The sequence below is a fragment of the Pseudomonas cichorii genome (assembly GCF_019719005.1).
GTDB classification, from domain to species: domain Bacteria; phylum Pseudomonadota; class Gammaproteobacteria; order Pseudomonadales; family Pseudomonadaceae; genus Aquipseudomonas; species Aquipseudomonas cichorii_E.
In genome coordinates this window covers 1-23950 of the sequence record NZ_JAIGPJ010000025.1, presented here as the reverse complement: position 1 = coordinate 23950, position 23950 = coordinate 1, and the positions used below count along the sequence as shown (strand labels likewise).

Here is a 23950-nt window from a genome sequence, read left to right as displayed (position 1 = left end):
TACCTTTTAGGAAGATGGTCAGCAGTCAGTCGAAGTCGTGCAAAACAACAGGGCGATAGTCGTTGGCGCAGCGATAGAGGTCATCATCGGGTTGCGAATCGGCGTACCAGAGCAGGTGCTCGGGTGTGTGCAGGCGATGCGGGCTGATCCACTCACCGATGCCATACAGGCTTTCGACGAAGCGGAACTGGGTTTGCCCATCGCGGGCGTTTGCCACCGAGCCAGCAGGCAGCAGGTCGCTCAGCGCGCCATAGCCGACAGGGATTGGCACTATCCAGCCTTCGCCTTTTTTATCGTTGATCCATTCGGGCTTTTTATCCGGGTCTTTGTTGGCAACGCTGTGCCAGTTGATGCGTGATAACGACAGCCAGGCGTCGAGCAAAGATGCATCGGGATTTTGCTCCTTGAGCGCGTCATGCCGCTTTTCGAGCAAATCCTGACGATCAACCAGCGCAAAGCCCGGTAGCAGGCGCAAGCGGATTTTGCTGAACAACTCTTGCCTGTCGCTCTCTTCTTTGGGCATGAGTGCCAAGAAGGGCTGCTGCTTGTAGGGCGGCGCACTGGACGGAACCACGCTGCCACCTGCAATACGCATCTGTGAAAGCTGATCGCGCACTTGTCGGGCGATCAATAGCGTGGCTTCGCTATCGGTCGGCAATGTGTCGCCTTGCACTCCGAACACAAGGCTGATCTCCATATGCATCCGGCCCTCCTCGACAATCGCGGCAGTGCTGCCGTCCTTGTTGATAGGGTTGCGGGTCAGGCGCAAGGCACTCACGTATTTGCTGTCAGTGATTTGCTCTTCGTGATGATGCACAACGACGCCGACAGCCTTGAATTTCAGGTCCAGGCCTGCATCGTGGGTCTTACGCCCCAGTGCCCACATCAGGCCCAGGAATGCCGTCATTGACGGAAAGCCATGGGTCAGCGGGCTGGAAACGGAGTTGGCGTTTTGCACGCGAATACGTGGGATAACCAGCAGGTGAGTGAACAAGGGGCAGTCAGCCATTGGAAGCCTCCCGGCCAGTGATCGGCATGAAAGAGTCGGCTTCGATGATTGCCTGTCTGGTCCAGTGTTTCAGCTCCACATCGCCGACAGGCAAACCGATATCGCGCAGGATCGCGTTAAGCCATTGGCCAAAGCGCTGGGCGACCTGGTCCGGCCATTCATTGCGTTCAAAGGCCGCGATAAATGCCTTATCTTCATCGAGATGATCGTCGCGCAAAGGCAGAGCGATACGGCCAGGGTCTAGCCACAGTTGTTCGCATAATGGCAGGTCGCAGTCAGGGTGACGGCTCCAGCCCGGTTCGAGTCGTTCGCGATTGGTGAGGCCAAAGGCGACCAGTGACAGGCCCAACGCTTTTTCGATGCTTTTGCGTGCATCCCGAGTAGGCAGAATTTTGGGCGGGTCTTTTTTAAGCAGCGTGCACAAGGCCTCGATCTGCTCGGGAACACCTTCAAAATATCGAAAACGATCAAACGCTGTTTCGATATTGAGAAAGTTAGGTGCCTTGTCCCGCTTCCATGTCGGCGGTATTGAAGCCAGCAGATAATTCACCCCACCGCGCTCGCTGTTGAGCTGGTTGATGTTCTGCGGCTTGGTACCACCCAGCTTGCGGGTGACCAGATTACGGTAATCGTGGTATTGCCCCGCGTGAAGCTTTTCTTCCCGTCTGGCCTGCCGGGCCGCTTTGTTGACTTCCCCGAAGCGCGCATCATTGATGTCCTGATGCACCGCATGGGCAAGGCTGCTGGCGAACAAGGGCTGCAAGAGATGAAAGCCCGAGTTGTCAGTCGGATTACCGGAAACGCTCCAGTACACCTGCTTGGCCATGGTGTGAGAGGTCAGGGTAGAGGCAGACCGGATCAGTCCCTTGAATGCCGATGCCCATTCATGAGCAGTGGCTTCATCATCGCTCAATGCACTCAACAGGTCTGCATCATTGGCTTGTAACCAGTCCAGCAAGCGACGGTCTTCGACTTCTACCTTGAGAAACTTGTACACGTCGAGAGCGGCAGCATTGCCCACGATATCGTCGGCATATACATCGCTCAGCACATGAGTGCCAATCTCGGCATGTTGATGCAGTGATTGCGGCACGACATGCAGGCTGCTACCCCGAGCATCGGGATGCGTGGCCTTTAACACATGAGTCACCGCCTGAATCTGCGTTACCCGGCGCGCCGCATCGGCCAGCCAGGTGGCGTAATCATATTTCCCGGCCGCTTGATTACTGTCGCCCTCGTCACTGCCCTTGAGCTTGGCTTCTTTGCGCTCATTGATAAAGGCAGTGATAGCGGTACGAAAAAGGGTGGAGCGGGGCGTGGGCCTAGATCCTTCATCCATGTTCGGAACCTTTAAAAATCGACTTGGCGGATTCCAGTCCCATGACTGCTTTTAGGTAATTCACTATCTGCATATGCCTTCCTTTGTCTTGATGTTTATTTGTTTCTGGCTTTTCCAAACCCCAAAACCGGGTGATACCTCCACCCAAACCGGCTCTCACGCACACTGACCGAGGTAAATTTCTCGGCACATCTCTCAAGGGAAAGGCCCTGAGCCTCTGCCTGTTCAACAAGCAACTCCATCAAATCATGTCGACCCCAAGGGGTTATCCGTGGGCCAAGCACGCTGTCGAGGTCGATAGTGGTGAGTTCGCTCTGGGCGAGGGTGTAAATCGCAGGCTTGCCGCGTGTGGCCTCTTCATGAATGCGATGCAGCACAAGCTGTTCTTCATCCTCGTCAGGCAGAAACACCAGCTCGGTTTCCGGCGTGGTCTGTTCGCGGAAGGGCTGATGCTGCGGCAAGATCCAGGTCAGCGAGGCCTGTGGATACTGCCAGGCGCAGGCGGCATCCAGGCTGAATGCGGTTTTCGAGGCTGGGTTGTGATCCTTGGGCAGCATTTGTGCCGCAAGCCGACTATGTTCGAGATCCACCAGGCTTTTCTTGGCCTGCCACTCCTGAGCAGGTCGCGGCTGGATGCGCGGGCGGGCTGTGAGGGTCTTGTATTCATCCTCTTTCAGCAGCTTGCCGAGCCGATGAGTCGTCAATCTGAACGGATCATCAAGCGTGCCATTTTTGTTCTCGAAACCCGGCTGCACAAAAGCGGCTGCCTGCGGGTGTTCAAAGTGTCGCAGGTTGGCATCGAAGATAAGCTCATTGGGCGACTTGCAGGGTTCGTTGCGATGCCGCTGTATGCGCCCGGCCAGTTGAATGAGCGAGCGCATGGACGACGGCTCTACGATGGCCCAGTCATAATCGTGATCACGACCGACTTCAGTCACCGGTGAGCCCAGCACCACAAACAAATGATGCTGCTCGGGCGATTGATCGATGGCCTGCCGAATCCCCGGCAGCCCATAAACCGCTTCACGCTTGCGCCGGTTCAGGCTGGTGTCCAGTTGTGCTTCGATGGCCGAGCGTAGCAGTAGCGGAAAGCGCGAGTGGTAAACGCATAAATGGATGCGGTAATTCTCGGGCGCACCAGCCTGAAACAACGCCAGAGCGGTATCGAACAACGGTTCGATATTGGCCATGCGTACCAGACCGAAACTGACTCGCTTGCCGCTGTGCGGGCAGGTTTCGGCGTGTCGGGCATGGGCTTCAAGCATGGTGCTGCGTACATGCTTGGCGAACTCGACACGAATGGCGTCCGGTTTTTTGGCTGTGATATTCAGCGGTATCAGCTCACTGCATCTTCGCGGCTCGGCTTTGTTCAGCTCTTCAACGCGACGCTGCACGAAGGCTTCATGCTCGGCGAGAAAGTGCTGGATGTCAGCGCAGGTCGTGCCGTGAGCGCTGAACTCATCCACCCACAGGCACGCGATATCTGATGGCGGATAAGTCTGATGGTCATGGGAGCCGCGGTTGCGTCGATAATGCATACGGCCTGCCCGATAGGCCTGAAACATCCCGTCGACCAGCGCAGGCGGCAAGGTTGCCGATGACAGCAAGACCCGTGTGCCGAGCATGCCTGCCCAATGCATCAGGCGGGTCAGAGCGGGCAAATCATGCAGATCGAAGTCGTCCAGTTCATCGAGCACCAAGTCGCTGCTCATCATGCGCAACATCGGCGCGATCTGGCGGCCCGAGCGCTGGGCTTCGGTGGCGGGCATCAGATGGTCGATGGTGCAGACCAGCATGGGCGCGCTGAGCAGCGAGCGTATTTCCTGATTGGCCATGGCTTTGGACAACAGGCCGTGATTGCTCGACTGGCCTTCGTACAAAACGTGGCTGTCCTCTTCGATCAAGGCCTGCACCGAGCCCGAGCCAGTCTGCTCTGCCTGCTTCTGGTGGAACTTGAACAAGGCTTTGCTGGCTGAGCCGCCGACATGCACGGCCAGTTCGTCTTCGTTCAGGTGCAAGTCCTGACGATAACTGGCCCCGGTCTGCAGCGTCAGCGTGCGCAGGCCCAGCGCGAATGTGCAACGAAACCCCAGTTGCGGGTCGGCCAGCGCATTCATGATGCGGGCGTTGGCGAGAGTCTTGCCGCAGCCGGTGGAAGCCATATTGACGATGAATGCCCCGTGCTCGACTGACTTGTCACGCAGGCTGGTGGCGGCATCGCTAGCTTTGTCCTGCCACTCGAATCGTCCCGAGCCACTGCGTTTGCGCAGCCCTTTGTGCTTTGCAAGGCGTGGCAGATGACGCTCGAAACCCGGCAGCCCATGAACGATGGTGCCCGCAAGACGAGCCACGCCCAGCAAGTGTTCATCCAGTTTCTGCTTGAGCACGTTATTTTCGGTATTGGCGTAGAGCAGGCATTGCGCATCGCCCTGGACGCGCTTTTTCGAGTCGGCCTTTAGCCCCGAGTAATGATGGTCGGCCAGCATCAAACTCATGCGTGCCACATGCATGACATAAGGATTGCTCAGCCAGTCGCCTTTGCCTGCCTTGCCCTGTAGCGCTAACAGGCGAGTCGCCAGTTTCGCTGCCTGGGTGCGCCATTTGGGCAGCGTCACCGGTAAACCGTGCTCGAACTGCCAGTAAGGCTTTATCTCGCCCGGTTCGGCAGGGCGTTTCAGTTCGTTCCACTCGTGGGTAATGCCATCCAGAATATTGCTCAGCGATGTCGGGGAAATGTAGCGCGATGGCTTGCCGAACCAGAGCTTTTCGTCGCCCAGATAATCCTCAAAAGGCTTTGTCGGCAAGCGATGGTGAGTTACGACCAGCCAGGCAATCGCTGCCGCCAGTGGTGGCAACTGGCGAAAAGGAGGTGGTGTGTCGGGGTCAAGCCCGTCGCGTAGATATCGGCCTTCAGCCAGCCAGCTGGCATCGTCCAGTGAGTCGGGTTTGGCCAGACGCTCAAGCCAGGCCTCGTCGGAGTCGCGCCCGACGAACGCCAGAAAAAGTCGCAGTGAAACCCATTCGTGGCGATAAAGGTTTTTCTCGTGAATGGAGCTTGTCAGGCGTTTCTGAAAAGCGATGCTGGATTTGCCAAGGTCGTGCAGTAACGCGGCCATCTGCGCGAGCAAGGTAATGTCTTCGCCTGTGTGCCAGTCGTTTTCATCGCCGTTGCGCAGCACATTGCGTCGTGTGACGTTGGTCGGTACGGCGCCCTGTTCATTGAAACGGCTGGCATCGCCGACAATCCACAGCAACTCGCTATGATCCAGCCCTCTGATCCAGTGGCAGGCTACTGCCGTATTGCGGCGTGCGCTTTTTCTCAGCAGGCGGCGCAAGGTATCGAGGCCAGCCTGGGTGATCGGCGTTTGCCAGGTACGCTCGCCGCGACGTTCGGCGAACTGATCCAGGATGCGTCGGGTTTCCACCAGCGCTCGCTTGTCGCACTGGCAGATAAGCAAAATATTCACGCGACGCTGCCTCCCAGTTGCTCGGCAACGTCCTTGAGGCTGTCGATCATGAAATCCAGGGCTTCGCTGCGGGTCAGGTTCTCGATACAGGCCTGACGGAACGCTTGCTCATCGTCGCCGCGCATGGCCGAGATAAAGGCCTGTGGCAAGATCAGCCCGTCCTTGACCAGGTCGGCGGCATCGAATACCAATCCGCCGCGCCGGGTCTTGCCGTGCAGCACCGCCAGACCATGGGGCAGGCCCAGCACCCAGGTTGCCGTGGCGGCCAGGCCATAAGCGAGGTAATTGCCGTGATCGAGAAACCGGTTGGCCGGGTCGCCACCTGCGCCACGCTTGGCCCGCACGAAATCGCCATACTTCATCGCCGTGGCGGCCAGCTTGAAAAGACGTTTGGTCAGCCGCGCTTCTTCGGTGAGCAGGAAGGTGTGGTCTGGAGCGTTGTTCAGGGCTGTTAGAGACTGTGCCAGCGCGTTGTCGAGTTCGACCGGATCGACCTTGAACCCTGCCTTGGCAAAGGCGTTGTGCTCGACCCATTGACGCTTGATATGCTTCAGTCGCAAGCGTTGAAAAGCCTTGGCGGCCTCGAGTCGCAGATCATCCTTGAACCAGAACGCGACCCAGCGTTGCAGGTATTCGGTAGGCCGGTATTCGCTTTGCGGCGAGAACCATGCGACCTCGATATCGATCTCGTTGGCACTGAACAACGGCGTACCGCCACCGCCGCAAAAGCCCACCAGAACACCGGCCTTGGCCAGCTCACGCATCGCCGCCTGAGTCACCGAAGTGCCGGTGCCCAAAAGCACCGTGGTGGTATTGGCGATAGGGATATTCCAGTACAGCGACTGCTTGCCCGCATCAGTCACATACTCGACCCGACCGCCATTTACCAATACCCGGCAATGCTGCAAGTAATAAATATTCGCGCGTTTTGAATGCAGGATCGTCTTGAGATCCGAAGAGCTGATGTCATCCATGATCGAACCACTAATGGCACTAGGCCGGTGAGAGAAAACATATATAGCCGATAGCGTAAGGCGGTGCTTATATGTTTTTTGAGCTGGGGAGCGGCAGGGCGTCAGAAAGATCAGTCTGCGATTCGTGTGCGAAGGGAGTTACGGAATGGGCTGTAGGAGACAGCGCGCTCCAGAGTAATGCTGATCAGTTAAGACACACACGAACGTGTAGGAGGCAGCTTGCTGGCGAAAAAGGCCTGAAAACCGGCAGATATTCTGCGTGTGTACGTGGTTTTTAGAAAGATGGTTTGATTGTTTCTGAGCTACCTGTTCGGCAGTTAATTAGCGCAGATGACCGTTAATGACCGGGTCGTATTTCTGAGTTGCCTACACGGCAGTGAAGTGCCCACGTGCGGATCCGTGCGTCATCTCCCTTTTCTGAGCTGCCTACACGGCAGTGAAGGATGCCTGTCAGCTCGACTGGCTCTTGGGCTGGTTTCTGAGCTGCCTACACGGCAGTGAAGGGGTTGTGCCGCCCGGCGCAGCTTGCCAAACATTTCTGAGCTGCCTACACGGCAGTGAAGTAGACACTTTGCTCGATAACCTTCCGTTTTCAAAGAAAAATATGAGCTTGCGATCGTGTTACCCCTTTTTTTTCGTCGGTTCTGTAAGTGATTGATTTTAAAAGGGTGCATGGTGGGCGAAAAAAGAGGGTCAGGATCAGCAATTGACCCAGACTAGCGACCTCATCGCTCCTCGATTACCGAACAACCGCAGCGCAAGGCCTCCCTGCATGGCGAGAATCAATACTCCCTGTTATGTGTCTTGTCGCGGGCAAGCCCCCTCCCACGGGGATCTGATTTATCCGCGACACGGTATCGAGGGCAATACATTTTTGTGGGAGGGGCCTTGGCCGCGACAGTGAAGACAGAAATGCACCAGCAATGAACCCTTTTTTGACCCTCTTTTTTTCGCCTCAGATTCGTTCCTTAAGAATCAATGACTTACAAAACTTGGTAAAAAAAGGGGTAAAACAGCGTTTGGTACATATTTTTCTTTGAAAACGGAAGGTTATCTAGCAGAGTGTCTTCTTCACTGCCGCATAGGCAGCTCAGAAAAACCCCTTGACCGCTCTCCGTGGCGCGCATGGCTTCACTGCCGCATAGGCAGCTCAGAAATACCAGCGCGCCCCTGCCCTTGTAGCCTTGGGCTTCACTGCCGCATAGGCAGCTCAGAAATCCAGCGAACATGTCAACTACCAGTTCTTGTTCTTCACTGCCGCATAGGCAGCTCAGAAAGCGAATCGAAAGCAGCTTTATAGCGGACAGCTCTTCACTGCCGCATAGGCAGCTCAGAAATTTAGCTACACGGCAGTGAACTCGACTCGGTCGAGCAGGTATTCACCCAGGCGTTTCTAAGCTGCCTGCATGACACTGAAGTCGCCAGCAAGCTGCCTCCCACAAATTAATTCATGGCCTTAACTGATCCGCCTTGCTCGGTAGGCGGGTTCATTCGCGAAAGGGTACATCCGACATAGATATGTCGTTTGAAATACCCCTTTCCCGGATGAATCCGGTCCTACAGATTTGAACCGTGATCAGCCAACCCTGCACAAACCTTCTAGACTTCCCACCGCCCATACGCGATAACACTCCATCCCACCCCAAGCCCCATAAGCCCACCATGACTCAGAGCAACTGGATCAATCTTGCTCAGGACCGCGACACCGGTATCGAGACGTTGCATGCCCATTTTCACGGGAATGCACATGTCTACGATCCGCATTGGCATGACAGTTATCTGGTAGGTGTCACGGAGCAGGGTGTGCAGCAGTTTCACTGCGGGCGGCAGCGTTATGCCTGTACGCCGGGGCAGGTGTTCATGCTGGAGCCGGGTGAGATTCATGATGGGGATGCGCCCAGCGCCGACGGTTTTACTTATCGGATGCTGTACCTCGATCCTGACTGGCTGGCCCGTGAGTTGCCCTCGCTGTTTGAAGACGCGCCGGATGGCTATCAACTTGGTTTCGCCAGCACTCTGGCCAGCGACCCTCGCCTGACCAACGCCACTCTTTTTGCCTTTGCCGCGCTGCATGGACAGGAGACTCGCTTGTTCCGGCAAAGCGCCCTCGATGGATTACTGGATCAACTGACCGGCAATCTGCGCTGGCGGCTTCGGCAGAATCAGGACCCGCGCCTGCCGCAGGTGGCCTTGCGCGCCCGTGACTATCTGCATGCCCACTTTCGACGCGACCTGGGCCTCGATGAACTGGCTCAGGCCTGCGGCGTGGATCGTTTTCGTCTGAGCCGTGCCTTCAAGTCGGCGTTTGGCCTGCCACCTCATGCATACCTGGTGCAGTTGCGTCTGGCCCAGGCCCGTAGGATGCTGGCCGCCGGAGCGTTGCCCGTCCAGGTGGCCAGTGACCTGGGTTTTGCCGATCAGAGTCACCTGGGTCGATGGTTTCTGCGTGCCAACGGCATGACGCCATCCGCCTATCGAAACCGCTGCACGGATCTTCCAGACTAAAGCCGCGTGCCGGGCGAGCATGAGTGCATCTCGTTTCTGGAGTCGTGCCCATGCTGTCCTTCCTGCTGTTTGCCTTTGTGTCCTCCATTACCCCAGGCCCGACCAATATTCTGGTCCTGAGCAACAGCGCCCGTTATGGCTTGCGCGCCAGCCTGCCGATCATTTTCGGCGGCTGCATGGGGGCGGCGGCATTGGTGCTGGTGGTCGGGACCGGAGTGGGGCGCTCTCTGGTGCAGATACCGGGTGCCCATCAGGTGATGGCAACCATCGGTGTGCTCTGGCTGACCTGGCTGGCGTGGAAGATTTTCAACAGCGCCAGCACCATCGAACAGGACGACAAGCAGCAACGGCTCGGCTTTATCGGCGCGGCAGGCCTGCAAGTGGTCAACCCCAAGACATGGATGATGGCGCTGGCGGTTGTCAGCGTCTTCAGCCAGGGCACGGTGGTCGATCTGGCACTGGTGTTCTTTCTGGTATCGCTGCCCTGCATGACGTGCTGGGCATTGCTGGGCCTTGGATCGGCGCGGCTGCTCAAGTCCGGGCGGGCCATGCAGCGGTTGAACCGTGGCATGGCGGTGTTGCTGCTGGTATCGGCGTGGGCTGGCTACCTGCGCTGAGGTCAGCCTTCACACCTCGCAACCGCCTCGATTTCAATCAGATACCCATGATGCAAAACCGGCACGGGCACCACCGCGCGTGCCGGGCGATGCTGGCCCAGGCAGCGGGCGTAGAGTTGGTCGAACGCGGGCCAGTGTTCGATGCCGACGATATAGACGGTCACCTTCAACAGATCATCCGCACCACTGCCAGCCTTTTCGAGAATCGCCATCAGGTTGCTCAGAACAATGGCGGCTTGAACCTCGAAAGGCTCATCGACACTGTGGCTGCCATCGGCGCGTACCGGTAACTGGCCGGACACCCACAGCAGCCCTTGATGACGAACGGCTTGCGAGTAATGCCCGCCCGGCGTTGCGGCGTCTGGGGCGTGGATCAGGTCGATCGGTTTACCAGCCATGCAGGCGACTCCAGATATGCGTTTCGCCATCGGCATCGAGGGCGTGGTAATGGGGGAATTGCGCGCCCGTCGCACAGGCGTGGTTCGGCAGAATGCGCAGGCGGCTGCCTATGGGGAAGAGGGCGGTCAGGTCGCCGTTTGCGGGTGTTTGCAGAGTGACGATGCCGTGTTCCTGATTGGCGCTGTGCAGCAGGGCACCGTCGATCCATTGGCCGTCTTCGCGGCACACCTGGCCATAGGCGAAATCCTGTTGCTGGCGTTGGGTGCCACGGTCGCGGCTCATGGCCATCCAGCCCGAGTCGGTAATGATCCAGCCCTTGTCCAGTTGATGGCCGATGACCGTGGTCAGCACGCTCAAGGCCAGTTCAGCGGCCTGGCACACGCCGACGTTATGCATCACCAGATCAAAGAACACATACACCCCGGCGCGCACTTCGGTGACGCCTTGCAGATCGGCAGCCGACAGCGCCGTGGGTGTCGAGCCGATACTCACTTGCGGGCACGGCAGACCTGCCGCCCGAATCCGCTCGGCGGCGCTGACGCACTGATAACGCTCTTGCTCTGCCAACCGTTGCAGGGCTTCGGCGGTGTTCAGTTCATAGCTGGAACCGGCATGAGTCATGACTCCGACGAGCTGCATGCCGCCGTCATGCAGTACTTGCGCGACCTCGATCAGCACAGTGTCGTCGTACTTGATCCCCGAGCGATGGCCATCACAGTCGACCTCGATCCAGACCTCCAGCACTTCGCCTTGCTCCCGACCAAACGCGACGATGGCTTTGGCACCGGCAACGCTGTCGGTGATGATGCTCAACTCGCAGCCCTGACGTTTGAGCGCCAGCGCTTGAGGCAATTTACCGGGCACCATGGCGACCGCGTAGAGAATGTCAGTGATCCCGACCGCAAAGCAGTGCTCCGCTTCTTTCAAGGTCGACACCGTGACACAACGGGCACCCGACGCTGTCTGCTCCTGGATCACCGGCAGACACTTGCTGGTTTTGACATGCGGGCGCAAGCGAACGCCCAGGCTGTCCATACGTTGCTGCATGCGCTGAATATTGCGCTGCATTCTGGCCACATCGATGATCGCGGCAGGAGTTTCCAGGCTGGAGAGGGCGTTGGGCATGATCGGTACTCAAAGGGCGACTGACGACCTTCACTCTACTGATCAACCGTAAATCCATGGTTAAATCAGGTGTCATTTATGATTAAGTAAAATTGAATGATCACCATTGAAGATTTACGTCTGGCCGTGACCTTGGCGCGTTCCGAATCCTTGAGCGCAGCCGCCAGAACCCTCAACGTTTCGCCACCTGCGCTGTCCATGCGCCTGCGTAAGCTGGAGGCTTTACTGGGTTCCAACCTGGCCAATCGCGATGCCCGACGCCTGAGCCTGACGGCGGAAGGCGAACGTTTTGCCAGAGAAAGCGCAGCCTTGCTGGAGCGGCTGGAAGCGTTGCCAGAATCCTTCAAACAGCCTGACGATCAACTGACTGGCACCCTGCGACTCGCCGCGCCCTTCGGCTACGGTCGCCAACGCATTGCGCCATTGCTGGCGCGTTTTGCGAAGCTGCATCCGGGGTTGCGTCTGCACCTGGATCTGCGCGAAACACCCTGGCCGGATCGACATGACAGCGATGCCGTGATCCATATCGGCAGCATCAATGACAGCTCATGGGTGGCCCGCATCCTGGTGCAAAACGAGCGCTGGTTGTGCGCCAGCCCGCAGTACCTGAAAACCCATGGCGTGCCCCAGAACCCGACTGAACTGACGAACCACCGCTGCATCTGCATTCGCGAGAACGAAGAAGACGTCACGCTCTGGCACCTGCGCAAACAGACCGCCCGGCATACGGTGCGCATCGAGCCCGCGATGCTCTGCAACGATGGCAGCGTGGCGCGCCGCTGGGCCGAGCAGGATCAAGGGCTGGTCTTGCGCTCGGAATGGGATGTGAGCGATGCGATTCAGAGTGGCGCGCTTGTGCGGGTGCTGGCGGACTGGTCGTTCGAGAGCGCGCCGATCCTGTTGCTGGTGCCGTCACGCAAACACCGCAGTGCGCGGATGCAGGCGCTGGTGGGGTTTCTTGAAGAGTCGTTGAGGTGAGTGATTGTTCTTAAAGATGACTGATATCACGCCGATATCGCTGTAACTTCAGTCACCGCTCAGCCCAACCCCGCAGGATGCGCAGAGCTTCCATCATGGACGAACATCAATGAATCAAAGTGGATACCTGTGTCTGGCCTTCATGATCATCGTGGGCTGTCTGAGCTTTTTTCTGCAACCCGAGGCCGCTGGCGTTTCATTTGCCCTGATTGGTCTGTTTTCCTGCAGCTACTTTGTCTACTTCCTGATCAAGAACAACCTGCACCACGGCATCATTCGTGGCCTGCTGCTCTCGGTGCTGGTCATGGCACTGGCGGTCATCCCGGTTCTGGGCTGGATCGTGGTCATCGGTTTTGTGATCTACAACATATCCAAAGCCGTGGATGGTCTTAAAAGCCTGGTCCCGGACGTGCTCACCAGCGTGGTCATTTATGGCCTGCTGTTTTCCCGGCTGGCTTTCGATATTCGCGACCCTGTTGCGATTGCCGCGCTGGCAGCCGCTTACCTGGTCGCTTCGATTGTTTACTGCCGAAGCCTCAGCGAGCTGCCCACCCCAAGCGCTCTGTTCAAGATGAGTATCATGTGGCTGTCGATCCCCTTTGCGGCGCTGACCGTCATTTCAATCATGTCGGCCCTGGGCAATCTGTTCCGCACCATCAGTTCGACCATCACTTACACCGTCATGCGGCCGCAAGTGGTTTCAGCCCACATGCGTGGCGGTATGCCGATTGATTCCTATACCCGCAACATCAGCACCACCGTCAACGCAACCGTGACGCGAGTCGTGCCGGGTGTGGGTGGTGTGGTGACGACATCCATGGCCGGCGAAGTGGCACAGAAGGTCAAAGAGGAAAAGCCTGAGTAATTCGGGGGCGAGTCTGGTCGCAGGTTCTGCTGACGACCAGACTCTGGATACTCGTTCCAGGTTAGAGGTCTTTCTTCACTTCCTTGTCCACATGCTTGTCGGCCTTGTGGCGTTCTTCATCGTCGTGCTTGGCACCTTTGTCGACTTCCTTGGCGTCATGTTTGGCGCCCTTTTCGACTTCCCGAACGTCGTGCCGGACGCCTTTCTCCAGTTCGCTTTCGGCAAGTGCCGGGGCCGCGATACTGCCCAGCAATAGAGTTGCAGCGAATGTCGCCATCACTAGCTTCTTCATAGTCTTCTCCATTTCCTGAACGGCCGTCCCTTCATGGGGCGATCAGGTTCAACGATAGACCAGTCAGGAACAGGGATGCGGTTTTTGTACCTGGATGCTGGTTAAAGGCTATATGGCCTCATTTGCTTGTCTGTTAAGGTTCTGCCCCACCAATGGATCAAAATGAATCAGGACGATGAACGAAAACGCTCTCAACTTCGCCAAATACTGGCGCAACTCTCTGGTCGATGCCGAAAATGGTAACGGTGGCCTCAAATCTGATGGCCTGACCGATCATATTCGCCTTCCGTTCGAGGCCTTGCAGTCAGGGTATCTGGGGAGCGAAACCGTCGAATGCCTGTTCAAGGATGAGCCTGAGCGATGCCAGAGTATTGAGGTCACTATTCGGCCCTGGGTTTTCAGGGCGCGACTTGAGCACGGCAAAGTCCGCAGCGGCATGCATGCGATAGTGACACCACTGATCGGGCATGTGCGTGTCAATCGTCACGGGCAATTTTTCCCGACCGCCAACACCGTCATACCACGTGACATTCTCGACCCCCTGGAGTCGGGCAGTTTCTCGCTGGGCGATGTCGCCGATGTGGATACCTTTCTGGCAGTCAACACATTACCGGCCTTTGAGCCGCCGGAAGATGACCAGGCGGCGGATGCCGATGAGTACGCCCGTCAATGGGCTGCCTACTTGCAGTTCTGTGAACACTTTCTAGAGGAGGTCAGCCCTGGCTGGCTGCAAGGCGACAACGGTTATGAGCGCTCGAATGAGTGGTGTCTGTTCAAGGAAGAAAAGATATCCGGGGCCAGCCAGCATATTGTTCGTCTGTACGATCACATACGTGATACGAAACCCGGCAGTGCGCTTTTTGAACGTTATGCCAGTCAAGTCACTCTTGCTCCCGAACCCTGCCTGCATAAAAGCGCAGGCTTTACAGCGCGTCTTGGGCATGCCAGCGATCAATACGCTCTGGCTGATGAGCAACGCGATGCGCTGGCGCATTTTCTGACATCCCGCCACGGCGATATTCTGGGTGTGAACGGACCGCCCGGAACCGGCAAGACAACGCTGCTGTTATCGGTGGTTGCATCACTGTGGGCCGAGGCGGCGCTTGCCCAGGCCGAGCCTCCGGTGATTGTGGCCAGCTCCACCAATAACCAGGCCGTGACCAATATTCTCGATGCCTTCGGTTCGGATTTCGCCAAGGGTAATGGTCCTTTTGCCGGACGCTGGTTGCCGGATATCGACAGTTTCGGGGCTTATTTTGCAAGCTCATCTGCCAACCCTGAAACCGTACGCAAGTATCAGAGCCAGAGCTTCTTTACCAAGACCGAATCCTCAGCCTATCTGGCGCGTGCACAAAGCGAATGGTTGAGCAACGCTGCGTTGGCCTTTGCGGGCATTGCGCCGCTCACGGTCGATGTAGCCGTCAAACAGTTGCATCAGGCACTGGAGGCTCGCGCCCACGAGCTGAGGGTGATCGAGCAGTCATGGGATGCGCTTGTCAAGGCTCGTGAGGCACTTCGAGCCGAATGGGGCGACGACCCCGATGCCGGTATCGAGAGTGCGCGCACGGCGGTACAGACTCTCAAAGCCAAAGGCGCTCGATTCAAAGCCCTGGAAACCTCATTGCGCCAGTATCTGGCCGATGAGCCTCTGTGGTACGTGCTGTTTGCCTGGATCACGCCCGTACAGCAAAAGCGTCGGCTGCGGGCTTGCCTGCATATCGAGCGCAGTCACCTCGATCCGCAGACTTCAGAGCCTCTGCTCAGTGAAGAGCAACTGGAGCAGTTGTCATCGCTGAACAAGGTGTCGGCAATCAGTGATGCCGTGGTGGCCTGGCGTAAGGCTGTCACAGAGCAGGTCGCCACGCAGGAAGCCAGAATCTTCAGCGCTCAAGCCCTGCTGCAGGCACGGCAGCAATGCCTGACGAACTGGCATGGAGCATTGCAGCCTCTGGAGCTGCCTGCCGATGCGGTCACCGACGACATGACGCTCAGCGAGTGCGATGCTCTGGCCGACACACGCATACGCTTCCCGATTTTCCTGTTGAGTACCCATTATTGGGAAGGGCGATGGCTGCTTGAGCTTGAGCAGACCTTGCCGGATATCCTGAAAAACCCCAAAGCCAATGGCCGCAAAACTCTGGAGAAGCGCTGGCATCGCTGGATGAAGCTGACCCCCTGTGTGGTGTCGACCTTCTTCATGCTGCCCAGCTATCTGAAAGGCAGCAAACATAACGGCAGTGGCTACGACGATGACTACATGTACGAGCTTATCGACCTGTTGATCGTCGACGAGGCCGGTCAGGTCCTGCCTGAAGTGGCGGGGGCCTCCTTTGCCCTGGCCAAAAAAGCGCTGGTCATTGGCGATACCCTGCAAATCGAGCCTATCTGGTCGATTCCCGACTCGGTGGATATCGGCAACCTGATGAGCGCCGGGCTGTTGCCACGGGTTGGCGTGGACCACGCCTATGAAACACTCTGCGCCACCGGCGTCAGTGCGGCCTCGGGCAGCGTGATGCGTATTGCCCAGAATGCCAGCCGCTATCATTACGACCCTGACATGGACCGCGGGATGTTCCTCTACGAACATCGTCGTTGCTACGACTCGATTGTCGATTACTGCAATGCCCTCTGCTATCGGGGCAAGCTGGTGCCCAGGCGTGGTGAAAAACCTCAAGGTGGATTACCGGCACTGGGTTATCTGCATGTGGATGGTATTTGCCAGCAGCAGAACGGCCGTAGCCGGATGAACCGTCTGGAAGCTGAAACCATCGCGCAATGGCTTGTCGCCCATCGCTCGCAGCTTGAAGAGCGCTATGGTCAGGAGTTGTGGAAGATCGTCGGGGTTATCACCCCCTTTGGTGCTCAGTCCCAGGCTATCGCCGAAGCATGCGATGCCTGCGGTATAAAGACCGGCAAGGGCGATGGCGAACTGACGGTGGGCACCGTGCATTCCTTCCAGGGCGCGGCGCGCCCCGTGGTGATTTTTTCGGCAGTGTATTCCAAGCACGCCAATGGCGGTTTCATCGACCGCCGCTCAAGCATGCTGAACGTCGCAGTATCCCGCGCCAAGGACAGTTTTCTGGTCTTCGGCGACATGGACCTGTTCGGCATGGTGCCTGAGGCCAAGCCGCGAGGCCTTCTGGCTGAATACCTGCTGCGCGACCCTGCCAGCGAACTGGTATTTCAATATCAGCCGCGCAAGGACCTGCAGACTTCCCGCTCAACCTTTAGTCATCTGATCAATGCCCCGGCCCACGATCAGTTCCTGCTCAAGACCCTGGCGACTGCAACACGCGAAGTACACATCGTTTCACCGTGGATCATTTTGCAGCGCATCCATGACATCGGTGCCTGGCAAGCCATGACTGACGCCGTGGCGCGTGGCATCAAGGTGAAGGTTTATACGGATCGTGATTTCAATCTTCGTGCGCACTGGGAAAAGAATCCGAGTGAGGCGCTCAAGCAGGCCCTGCAATCATTGCGAGGTCAGCAGATTGAATCCCATGTCGTGCGCAAGGTGCATAGCAAAATCGTCATGGCCGATGATCAGTTACTGTGCATGGGATCATTCAACTGGTTCAGCGCAAATCGCGGCAGCGGGGCCAATTATGAAACGTCCATGGTGTATCAAGGACCTGATGTGGCAAGCGAGATAGGCACCCATCGGCAGAGTCTCGCTGCACGTATCGACCCTGTACATTGAGGCCGCGTGCTGCGGCAGTCCGGAATCCGCTTTCTGGCTACCGCCGTCCGGTTAGTGGGCCGAGTGTCAAACGCACTGGTTATTCAGAAAACCTGAAATCTCCTGCGCCAGATCCCGCGCATATTCCGGGTTATTACGAAACCAGGCCGAAACAGCATGGTCGCATCCGGGCAGTACAAACTTTCTGAAAGTATGAGGGCGCAGGTTTTTCTCGATGGCCTCGATCACTTCATAAGGAATCGGGCTATTGATGATGCGCTCGTGCGGTGTGCCTTGATCTATTGTCACTGTTCCGGCTGATGTGCCCGCCACTTTGCCGAAGGCCGTGGATTCAAGACCATCAAACTCTCCGATTACCAGCAGCAGTTCTCCCTCGAACTCATTCAGGAATTCGAGGGATGACGAATCGAGAAAGCTATACGGGACTGAAATGGCGCTTTTGAACGGCTCGCCAAACGGCTGTTGATAAGCGACATCCGAATACAGGGCCGGGCAGAATAGTATGATCTTCCTGACGCTGGCCTTGTGGGCTTCAGCTACTTTCAGGGCCAGTGCTCCGCCCATGCTGTGACCGATCACCGTATCGAAATGTGTGCCCATGCAAGCGGCAAACCGCAGGGCTTCTTGCAGGTTATTGCCCAGGGAAGTGTCTGCCAGCTGGATATTGGTTGTCGTGTTATGCCCCGAAAGATTGAAACTCAGACTGGCAACGCCCGACGCCTGCAAAGGATAAAGAATGCCATTCAGTTTGCTGTAATCCGAGCGGGCTCCATGAATGGCTAGCACCTGTGGGAGTGCATCTGGCAATGCGGCATTTGCGAGAATTCGGCCTTCAAGTTCATACCCCTCGAAGGCTTGTGAAAAATAACGCGCAGGACCTGTCGGCGTTTCATCGAACTGCAACCGGGATCGAATTCGAGAGCTGTGAGATAACGCCGACAGATTGATCATAACGAAGCCAGTGTGTGCATGAAGGCGACTCGCAAGGGGTTGGTTTCCACGCTCAAAAGTTTAATGGCCAGCGCGCAACACACCACCACCAACATGGGTTTGATCAACCGTGGCCCGACCCGCACTGCGGCCCGCGCACCCAGTTGCGCGCCAACAAAAGCAGCCAATGCCATGGCAATCGCTATCGGCCAGATAATCACGCCTTTGGTGATAAAGACCGACAAGGAACCCAGGTTGCATGACGCATTCGCCAGTTTTGTAAAACTCATGGCCCGCATCATGCCCAGGCCGCAGAGCAACACGAAACCGACAATAAAGAACGAACCGACACCGGGGCCAAATACACCGTCGTAAAAACCCAGGGCAGGTGCCACGGTAAAAGAGAACAGCAGAATCCCGATTCGTTTACGGCGATCTTCATTGCCGATCTTTGGTGAGAACGCAAAATAAAGCGCAACCAGAATCAGCATCACCGGCACGCAGACTTCCAGATAGCGTTTGTCGATAGAACTGACCAGCAATGCACCACTGGCCCCGCCGATAAATCCACAGAGCACCAGAAAGCGACCTTCTCGCCATTCGATCATGCCTTTGCGGGCAAAAGTGATCGTTGCCGAAATGGTGGCCGAAGCGGCCTGAAACTTGTTCGTGGCAATTGCACTGATAGGGTCGACGCCCGCCAGAAACAGGGCCGGCAAAGTGATCAGCCCGCCACCTCCGGCAATCGCATCAAAAAAACCGGCGCAAAAAGCCACAAGCGCCAACATGCCAATCAAATCCCAGGCCATTACATTTCCTCATTACCCATACAGGCCAGCCATCTGCATGGCTGGCCGTTCAAGACCCCCGACAAAACCGGGTGCAACGCAATCAACCACGCAACAACAGCGGATCTTCTGAAATAACCAGAGGGGCAGAGAACTTGGACATGCCAAATATCCGCACCAATACTCGCCGGTTGTCCTTGATGACATCCCGACAATGCAAGGCCCGAATGTTATTGATGACTATTGCCGATTCCTGGGTCAGTACATATTCACAAGGTGTGGCTTCTTCAATGCCTTTGCAAAGCGCGGAGTAAGCCTTTTTCACAAAGGGTGAAGCGTTTTCATTGACTGAAAAACGATACGAGTTGAAGCGGGCTGCGAAGCCGACTTTATTGTCGAACTCCAGAATCGACACACCGCGACCGTCTTCGCCTTTGCCGCTGACAAAAGAATCGCTGCGGGTGAACTGGAAGCTGCCGGTCGTCAGCGCCAGGCAGTTCGTAACGCCAATCTTGTCCAGCACAGGCGGGAGTGGAATGACGGTGGTCGGTTCCAGACTCGGGTTCCACAGGGCCGAAAGGATCAGCGAAGACGGCGAGGGCGAATGCCCGTCCTGGGCGTTCACGGCACACCAGTAAGGTGCTTCGGTATGAGGCCCGAGCGCCAGGCCCGAATGGGAGCTCAACTCCTTGACCTCAGGTTCTGCGGTGATTTTGGTCAGGCCACCGCCTTTGAAGTTGGCGACCAGACGAACCAGTTTTCCTTCGTTGTCCATGTCATAGGCAAAGGAGCTGTTATCCACCAGCTTCAACAGGATCTGGTTGCGGGCGGCCATGCACAGCACGTCGTGCCGACCTTCCAGGGCTGCCAGCTCCGGCAACTCATCGGGTGGGCTGTCATTGCTGATCGTTTGCAGGCCTTCGAATATCAGCAGCGAGATAAGACCATCGGAGTAGGCAAGCAGAAGTTCTGATTGCTCTTTCGACATCGAGAACTTCAACTCGGTGGCCGCGACAGAAGCCTTGGCCCTGGCACCCGCCGCCTGCGGCCCGCCAATAGCCGCCAATTCCTCGCAGAACATATGCAGCAGTTTTGACTGCTGAACATCAAAGCGGAACGTTCTGACTTCCTGATGGGCGAGAGAGATAACGGATTCGGTACTTTGTTTTATAGCGGTGGTCATGTGTGACATCCCTGTGGTGCTTTGCACCTTTTTTATTGTTTACAGGCACTGCTTGAACAACAACGCACAAGGCCCTGCATATCAAACGATGCATTGCTTCAGGTTGATGCGAATCCATGAAGTTTTCAAAAGCACAGATAGACCGTCGGCCTTCAGACGCGAAGTGCCTGTCAATGCCTGTGTTACGCGCAATACGTAACGTGCATGGATTTTTCTAACGTAATCGGAGTGCTCGCAGGGAACGGCAGAGCAAGGGTGACGGGAACGGAAGCGGCAGTGCGGTGCGTTCTTGAAGGCGCATATAGGAAAACCTGGCAGATTGTTTTTATTTTGATTTTCTGTAGCGAGTCTTTCAAAGTGGATCGGGAGTATTGAAACTTCCCGGGGCAGATAATGACCCACTGAAAAAACGCGCCGAGATTAACATCAAAATAATGGCCAGCAAATTATTTTGATAAAACTGTCCCCTTGGCCGTGATAGGCGCACGTCATTTAAGGGATATTCGGTGCCTGTTGCACGTAGCCGCAACAGGCACTGTCACTCAGGCTACGCCGTTGGGACCGTCGAGCACCTGGCGTACTTTTCTGGCGAGATCGTGAGGCATGCAAGGCTTGGACACTACTTCAAACTCTGTGCCGCCCAGGTCAGTCCGCTCGATAGAGCTTTCGGCGTAACCTGTGGTCAGCAGCACCTTGATTTTCGGGTAGCGCCGTTTCACTTCCCTGGCCAGCATCACCCCGTTCATCCCGCCCGGCATGATCAGGTCGGTGAAAAGCAGGTCATACGTCTCGCCGCTTTCAAAACGTTTCAGCGCTTCCCGTGCATTGAGCACCATGTCGGTGACGTAGCCGTAATCTTCCAGCACCATCTTGGCCAGCTCCGCAACGTCGGGGCGATCCTCGACGATCAGGATGCGCTCGCTGCCAGTTTTGCTGGCAATCGGTGTGGCGTGGTCATGAATACTGATGCTGGCATCATCCACCGGGAAGTAGAGGCGCAGCGTGGTCCCGACATCTTCCTCGGAGTAGATCCGCGCCGCTCCGCCCGATTGCTTGGCAAAGCCATAGACCATCGACAGCCCAAGACCGGTGCCCTGGCCTTCTTCCTTGGTCGTGAAGAACGGGTCCATGACCCGGTCGCGAATGTTGGCCGGCATGCCGATGCCATTGTCGGTGATCGAAATACTCACGTAACTGCCCGGCAACAGGCCGTCATAAGAGACGCTGGCCAGGTCCTTCACGATGATGTTTCGCGTTTCGATGAACACCCGACGGTCCTGCCTGCCAATCAGCGCATCCCGTGCGTTGATCAGGATGTTCAGCAGCGCAACTTCGGCCTGGCTCGGGTCGAGGCGGCAGTTGAGAAGGGCGGGCTCAAGGCTGTACTCAACCGGCACTTCTGCACCGAAAGTACGCTCGATCAAGGCCTCCATGCCCGTGACCACTTGATTGAGGTTCAGTACCCGGCCTTGCAGCTTCTGCTTGCGGGCAAAAGCCAGGAGTTGCTTGGTCAGGGTGCTGGCACGGTCAACGGCCGACTTGGCGTGTTCGACGCTTCGTTTGATGCGAGGGACATCGATGTTGGATTTGTCGGTGGCTGAGTCGATCAGACCGATGTAACCCCCCATGACTTGCAACAGGTTATTGAAGTCATGGGCAATCCCGCCGGTCAATTGGCCCAGTGCTTCCATTTTCTGCGCTTGACGCAAGGCATCCTCAGCATCTCGGCGGCGGCTGACATCCAGTTGGGAGGCGAAAAAGTAGACAAGATCGCCGTTGTCATTGAAGACCGGCGACATGAACAGGGCGTTCCAGAACGACGAGCCGTCCTTCTTGTAGTTCAGGATTTCCGTCGCGATGTCTTGCTTGTCTGCAATGGCCTGGCGCAAGGCAGCGACAACTTCGCGATCCGTTTCCGGCCCCTGCAGAAAGCGACAGTTACGGCCCACGATCTCATCGGCTGAATAGCCCGTCATCTCGAGAAAAGCCTGATTGGCAAAGATGATGGGATTATCCGGGCGATGAGGGTCGGTAAATATCATCGGCATCCGGGTGGTTTCGACGGCTGCAAAAAAGATATCTTTTTGCGGATGAGAGATATCACCCGTAACCAGGTTATTCACCCTGACTTTATTATCACTCACACACCCACCCTCAACGCTCGGTCACATCAGTGAACCATAAGAGCATTATCTTACCTGTTCGGTTCCGAAGGGTTATGTGCGGTAGGGCAAAAGAGTTGGGTGAGATACGGACTGCCTGTAGGTAATCACCCGCTGTCTCGGCGTAGGAGCGGATTTATCCGCGAGACGTCATTGATGCCGCAAAGTTTCTAAACTGCCTATACGGCAGTGAAGCCAACAACGCATTCTATCTGAATTTCGAAGATTTTCTGAGCTGCCTACACGGCAGTGAAGGAAAAGAACCCCGACTTCTGGGCGCAGGTCTGTTTCTGAGCTGCCTACACGGCAGTGAAGATCGTTCCGGCCTTGTCGGTAAGTTCGATGAATTTCTGAGCTGCCTACACGGCAGTGAAGGTTACGCCGCGCTTTCAAGTCCGAGCGTGATCCTTTCTGAGCTGCCTACACGGCAGTGAAGTTTCCGACGCCACGTCACTAGGTCCGACAACCTTTCTGAGCTGCCTACACGGCAGTGAAGGAGCTTTGGAACGCGGAAGGTGCGGCTAACCATTTCTGAGCTGCCTACACGGCAGTGAAGAAACCCGCTGGCAAAGCGGATCTGTCCTCCCTTTTCTGAGCTGCCTACACGGCAGTGAAGTAGACACTCTGCCCAATAACCCCTCGTTTTAAAAGCAAAACCATGGCCATAGCGCAGTTTTACCCTTTTTTTTCGAGGTGTTTATAAGTCATTGATTTTAAAGGGGCTGAAGCGGGCCGAAAAAAGAGGGTCAGAACCCGGCAGGCCTTTGCCAAAAAACTGCCGGGCGCGAAGGTCAATCGCTTTTCACATCACGAGCCGCTTGCCCATCAGACGCGCAAGGTCCGACAGGCAAAACCAGGCCTGAGCGTCGGACGTGACGGCACGCAAGACGCGGTGATGGCGGTTGAAAACGAGGGCTTCAAATTGGTCTGTGCAGGGCGCAGAGGGATTGAGGGTGTACATCGGCGTAGCTCCTGGATGATTGAAGCTGCCAAACAACGTCGTCAAACGAATGGGTGGCAGCTGTGCGAAGGTTGACGAACCGGTATCCAGGAAACCGGCAGCCCCGAAGATCTCCGACGCACAGCCGCCATAGCACGCACTTCAAGCTTAAGCCCGAAGCAGTGGGGGAGACGCTGATACGCCTGGATAGATCGGGTCGTCAACCCGGTCGCTGATTTGGCAGCGGACGGCGCGCAGGGGCAGGACAGGCAAGTGGTGGCCCTCTTGAAGGCTTGGCAGTCTTCCTGCACCATCCTGCACTCTGCTATTTCATTGGATGAAATTCAAAGCATGCTGGACGCAAATGCTACCCATATCTCCCTGACGCTCGAAGGCGTTTCCACCGACCTGCAAGTCCTCAGTTTCATCGGTCGCGAAGCCCTTAACCAGCCATATTCCTTCGACATCGAACTGGTCAGCTCCCGCCCTGATCTGAAACTCGAAGAGCTGCTGCACAAACCCGGCTACCTGACTTTCGGGGCAACGGGAAAAGGCATCATTCATGGCCTGGTCTACCGAATCGAACAAGGCGACTCCGGCAAAAAGCTGACCCGCTACAGCATCAAACTGGTGCCGCAACTCGCCTACCTTCGGCATAACCATGACCAGCAGAT

17 protein-coding genes, 1 pseudogene and 1 CRISPR repeat array are annotated in these 23950 nt (G+C 56.7%); of the genes and pseudogenes, 6 read left to right on the top strand and 12 right to left on the bottom strand.

Features of this window, described 5'->3' with window-relative positions; all coding sequences use genetic code 11:
• Positions 1-25: 25 nt before the first annotated feature.
• From csy2 to cas1f, 4 genes are all read right to left on the bottom strand, one after another.
• Positions 26-1009, bottom strand: a complete 984-nt coding sequence (gene csy2, locus K5D32_RS17490; protein WP_221601235.1) for a type I-F CRISPR-associated protein Csy2 — start codon at positions 1007-1009, stop codon at positions 26-28.
• A complete protein-coding gene (gene csy1 / locus K5D32_RS17485; RefSeq protein ID WP_221601234.1) occupies positions 1002-2348 on the bottom strand; it encodes a type I-F CRISPR-associated protein Csy1 in 1347 nt (448 codons plus the stop codon). The genes csy2 and csy1 overlap by 8 nt, the downstream gene beginning before the upstream one ends.
• 95 nt (positions 2349-2443) lie before the next feature.
• On the bottom strand, positions 2444-5815 hold the full coding sequence (cas3f, locus tag K5D32_RS17480) for a type I-F CRISPR-associated helicase Cas3f (protein ID WP_221601233.1): 3372 nt from the start codon (positions 5813-5815) through the stop codon (positions 2444-2446).
• On the bottom strand, positions 5812-6789 hold the full coding sequence (gene cas1f / locus K5D32_RS17475; protein ID WP_221601232.1) for a type I-F CRISPR-associated endonuclease Cas1f: 978 nt from the start codon (positions 6787-6789) through the stop codon (positions 5812-5814). Before cas1f ends, cas3f begins: the two co-directional genes overlap by 4 nt.
• A 1662-nt stretch (positions 6790-8451) precedes the next feature.
• On the opposite strand from cas1f, the gene K5D32_RS17470 reads away from it, so the two are divergent.
• A complete protein-coding gene (locus K5D32_RS17470; protein ID WP_221601231.1) occupies positions 8452-9294 on the top strand; it encodes an AraC family transcriptional regulator in 843 nt (280 codons plus the stop codon).
• Between the two features lie 50 nt (positions 9295-9344).
• Positions 9345-9911 carry a LysE family translocator gene (locus tag K5D32_RS17465; RefSeq protein WP_221537255.1) on the top strand — a complete coding sequence of 189 codons (567 nt, stop codon included), beginning with the start codon at positions 9345-9347 and terminating at the stop codon, positions 9909-9911.
• Positions 9912-9913: 2 nt separating this feature from the next.
• On the opposite strand, the gene K5D32_RS17460 is transcribed toward K5D32_RS17465, so the two are convergent.
• Together K5D32_RS17460 and K5D32_RS17455 are read right to left on the bottom strand one after the other, a co-directional pair.
• Entirely contained in the window at positions 9914-10309 is a 396-nt protein-coding gene (locus K5D32_RS17460; RefSeq protein WP_221540675.1) for a RidA family protein, read from the bottom strand.
• Entirely contained in the window at positions 10299-11435 is a 1137-nt protein-coding gene (locus K5D32_RS17455; protein WP_221601228.1) for a DSD1 family PLP-dependent enzyme, read from the bottom strand. The genes K5D32_RS17460 and K5D32_RS17455 overlap by 11 nt, the downstream gene beginning before the upstream one ends.
• Positions 11436-11531: 96 nt before the next feature.
• On the opposite strand from K5D32_RS17455, the gene K5D32_RS17450 reads away from it, so the two are divergent.
• Together K5D32_RS17450 and K5D32_RS17445 are read left to right on the top strand one after the other, a co-directional pair.
• Positions 11532-12413, top strand: coding sequence for a LysR family transcriptional regulator (locus K5D32_RS17450; RefSeq protein ID WP_221601226.1), 882 nt, complete (start codon positions 11532-11534; stop codon positions 12411-12413).
• Between the two features lie 109 nt (positions 12414-12522).
• Positions 12523-13278 carry a hypothetical protein gene (locus tag K5D32_RS17445; RefSeq protein ID WP_221601224.1) on the top strand — a complete coding sequence of 252 codons (756 nt, stop codon included), beginning with the start codon at positions 12523-12525 and terminating at the stop codon, positions 13276-13278.
• Between the two features lie 61 nt (positions 13279-13339).
• On the opposite strand, the gene K5D32_RS17440 is transcribed toward K5D32_RS17445, so the two are convergent.
• Positions 13340-13570, bottom strand: coding sequence for a hypothetical protein (locus K5D32_RS17440; RefSeq protein ID WP_221578122.1), 231 nt, complete (start codon positions 13568-13570; stop codon positions 13340-13342).
• 175 nt (positions 13571-13745) lie between these two features.
• On the opposite strand from K5D32_RS17440, the gene K5D32_RS17435 reads away from it, so the two are divergent.
• The gene (locus K5D32_RS17435) at positions 13746-17273 is read left to right on the top strand and encodes an AAA domain-containing protein (protein WP_221601223.1); all 3528 of its coding nucleotides are present in this window, start codon (positions 13746-13748) and stop codon (positions 17271-17273) included.
• Between the two features lie 66 nt (positions 17274-17339).
• Here K5D32_RS17435 and K5D32_RS17430 read toward each other — a convergent pair whose 3' ends face one another.
• The 5 genes and pseudogenes from K5D32_RS17430 to K5D32_RS17410 form a co-directional block, all read right to left on the bottom strand.
• Entirely contained in the window at positions 17340-18224 is an 885-nt protein-coding gene (locus K5D32_RS17430) for an alpha/beta hydrolase (protein WP_221601220.1), read from the bottom strand.
• Positions 18221-19012, bottom strand: a complete 792-nt coding sequence (locus K5D32_RS17425; RefSeq protein ID WP_221578125.1) for a TSUP family transporter — start codon at positions 19010-19012, stop codon at positions 18221-18223. The genes K5D32_RS17430 and K5D32_RS17425 overlap by 4 nt, the downstream gene beginning before the upstream one ends.
• A gap of 82 nt (positions 19013-19094) precedes the next feature.
• Positions 19095-20174, bottom strand: coding sequence for a hypothetical protein (locus K5D32_RS17420; RefSeq protein ID WP_221601219.1), 1080 nt, complete (start codon positions 20172-20174; stop codon positions 19095-19097).
• Positions 20175-20716: 542 nt separating this feature from the next.
• The gene (locus K5D32_RS17415) at positions 20717-22318 is read right to left on the bottom strand and encodes a hybrid sensor histidine kinase/response regulator (protein ID WP_221578127.1); all 1602 of its coding nucleotides are present in this window, start codon (positions 22316-22318) and stop codon (positions 20717-20719) included.
• Between the two features lie 185 nt (positions 22319-22503).
• A CRISPR array of direct repeats spans positions 22504-22952; the repeat unit is 28 nt; unit sequence TTTCTGAGCTGCCTACACGGCAGTGAAG.
• A 195-nt stretch (positions 22953-23147) separates the two neighbouring features.
• A pseudogene (locus K5D32_RS17410) lies at positions 23148-23297 on the bottom strand (phage antirepressor); the annotation flags it as partial.
• A 330-nt stretch (positions 23298-23627) separates the two neighbouring features.
• Between K5D32_RS17410 and K5D32_RS17405 the strand changes: the two are divergent.
• Positions 23628-23950, top strand: a 323-nt coding sequence (locus K5D32_RS17405) for a contractile injection system protein, VgrG/Pvc8 family (RefSeq protein WP_260407436.1), incomplete at its 3' end; no start/stop codon positions are given.

Coding starts and splice junctions, on each gene's coding strand:
- csy2 (WP_221601235.1), bottom strand. CDS start 1,009: ATGGCTGACTGCCCCTTGTTCACTCACCTGCTGGTTATCCCACGTATT.
- csy1 (WP_221601234.1), bottom strand. CDS start 2,348: ATGGATGAAGGATCTAGGCCCACGCCCCGCTCCACCCTTTTTCGTACC.
- cas1f (WP_221601232.1), bottom strand. CDS start 6,789: ATGGATGACATCAGCTCTTCGGATCTCAAGACGATCCTGCATTCAAAA.
- K5D32_RS17470 (WP_221601231.1), top strand. CDS start 8,452: ATGACTCAGAGCAACTGGATCAATCTTGCTCAGGACCGCGACACCGGT.
- K5D32_RS17465 (WP_221537255.1), top strand. CDS start 9,345: ATGCTGTCCTTCCTGCTGTTTGCCTTTGTGTCCTCCATTACCCCAGGC.
- K5D32_RS17460 (WP_221540675.1), bottom strand. CDS start 10,309: ATGGCTGGTAAACCGATCGACCTGATCCACGCCCCAGACGCCGCAACG.
- K5D32_RS17455 (WP_221601228.1), bottom strand. CDS start 11,435: ATGCCCAACGCCCTCTCCAGCCTGGAAACTCCTGCCGCGATCATCGAT.
- K5D32_RS17450 (WP_221601226.1), top strand. CDS start 11,532: ATGATCACCATTGAAGATTTACGTCTGGCCGTGACCTTGGCGCGTTCC.
- K5D32_RS17445 (WP_221601224.1), top strand. CDS start 12,523: ATGAATCAAAGTGGATACCTGTGTCTGGCCTTCATGATCATCGTGGGC.
- K5D32_RS17440 (WP_221578122.1), bottom strand. CDS start 13,570: ATGAAGAAGCTAGTGATGGCGACATTCGCTGCAACTCTATTGCTGGGC.
- K5D32_RS17435 (WP_221601223.1), top strand. CDS start 13,746: ATGAACGAAAACGCTCTCAACTTCGCCAAATACTGGCGCAACTCTCTG.
- K5D32_RS17430 (WP_221601220.1), bottom strand. CDS start 18,224: ATGATCAATCTGTCGGCGTTATCTCACAGCTCTCGAATTCGATCCCGG.
- K5D32_RS17425 (WP_221578125.1), bottom strand. CDS start 19,012: ATGGCCTGGGATTTGATTGGCATGTTGGCGCTTGTGGCTTTTTGCGCC.
- K5D32_RS17420 (WP_221601219.1), bottom strand. CDS start 20,174: ATGACCACCGCTATAAAACAAAGTACCGAATCCGTTATCTCTCTCGCC.